This window comes from Snodgrassella alvi (genome assembly GCF_002777855.1).
GTDB lineage: Bacteria > Pseudomonadota > Gammaproteobacteria > Burkholderiales > Neisseriaceae > Snodgrassella > Snodgrassella alvi_E.
The window spans coordinates 1-1,835 of sequence record NZ_MEIK01000013.1; the positions used below are offsets into that span (position 1 = coordinate 1).

General features: G+C 45.7%; 2 protein-coding genes. Both read left to right on the forward strand.

Annotated features, from left to right (window positions below):
- On the forward strand, positions 1-1,236 hold a 1,236-nt coding region (fusA, locus tag BHC43_RS00765), incomplete at its 5' end, for an elongation factor G (RefSeq protein ID WP_100156204.1).
- A gap of 83 nt (positions 1,237-1,319) precedes the next feature.
- The coding region (locus tag BHC43_RS00770) for a GTP-binding protein (protein WP_100156205.1) at positions 1,320-1,835 on the forward strand (516 nt) is incomplete at its 3' end.

Below are 1,835 nucleotides of genomic sequence, written 5' to 3' on the forward strand. Positions count from 1 at the left end.
ACAGACATTCCACCAGTTGCAGGTGAAACACCTGACGGTGAAAAAGACAGCCGTAAAGCCAGTGATGATGAGAAATTCTCTGCATTGGCGTTCAAGCTGATGAACGACAAATACGTTGGTCAGCTGACTTTCATCCGTGTGTATTCCGGCGTAGTAAAATCCGGTGATACCGTAGTGAACTCTGTGAAAGGCACCAAAGAACGTATTGGTCGTCTGGTACAGATGAAAGCCAATGACCGTGACGAAATCGAAGAAGTTCGTGCCGGTGACATTGCTGCAGTGATTGGTCTGAAAGATGTGACTACCGGTGAAACTCTGTGTGATACTGATGCGCCGATTATTTTGGAACGCATGGAATTCCCAGAACCCGTAATTCACGTTGCGGTTGAACCGAAAACCAAAGCTGACCAGGAAAAAATGGGTCTGGCTCTGAACCGTTTGGCTAAAGAAGATCCTTCTTTCCGCGTGAAAACCGACGAAGAATCTGGTCAGACCATTATTTCCGGTATGGGTGAATTGCATCTGGAAATTATTGTCGACCGTATGAAACGTGAATTTGGCGTAGAAGCCAATGTGGGTGCTCCACAAGTGGCTTATCGTGAAACCATTCGTAAATCAGTGGAATCCGAAGCTAAATACGTTAAACAGTCTGGCGGTAAAGGTCAGTATGGTCACGTAGTAATCACCATGGAACCTCTGGAACCAGGTGGTGTGAACTACGAATTCATCGACGAGATTAAAGGTGGTGTGATTCCACGCGAATTCATCCCGTCTGTGGATAAAGGTATCCGCGATACCATGACCAACGGTATTTTGGCTGGCTATCCAGTAGTGGATATCCGTGTACGTCTGACCTTCGGTTCTTACCATGATGTGGACTCTTCACAAATCGCATTTGAATTAGCCGGTTCTATGGCATTCAAAGACGGTATGCGTAAGGCTTCTCCAGTATTACTGGAACCAATTATGGCTGTTGAAGTAGAAACACCGGAAGACTACATGGGTGATGTGATGGGTGACCTGAATCGTCGCCGTGGTATCGTACTGGGTATGGATGATGATGGTATCGGCGGTAAGAAAGTACGCGCTGAAGTACCATTGGCAGAAATGTTCGGTTACTCAACCGATCTGCGTTCCGCTACTCAAGGTCGCGCTACATACTCCATGGAATTCAAAAAATACGCTGAAGCGCCTAACAACGTAGCTGAGCAAGTCATTGCTGCCCGTAAAGGCTAAAGTGTTTATAGATAACCTAGAAGCATGACGCTTTTAGGTTATCATCGTTCTTTAATTGATCTTTATTCAAGGAAACTTAGCTCATGGCTAAAGAAAAATTCGAGCGGAGCAAACCGCACGTAAACGTTGGCACCATTGGTCACGTTGACCATGGTAAAACCACATTGACTGCTGCAATCTGTACCATTTTGTCTAAAAAATTTGGTGGTGCAGCGAAAGCTTACGATCAGATTGACAATGCCCCGGAAGAAAAAGCCCGTGGTATTACTATTAATACATCACACGTAGAATACGAAACAGCCGAGCGTCACTATGCACACGTAGACTGCCCGGGACATGCTGACTATGTGAAAAACATGATTACCGGTGCTGCACAGATGGACGGTGCGATTCTGGTGGTATCTGCAGCTGATGGTCCTATGCCACAAACTCGTGAGCACATTCTGTTAGCGCGTCAGGTAGGTGTACCATACATCATCGTTTACATGAATAAATGTGACATGGTAGATGATGAAGAGTTGCTGGAACTGGTAGAAATGGAAATCCGTGATCTGCTGTCTAGCTACGAATTCCCAGGTGATGACGTTCCATTGATTAAA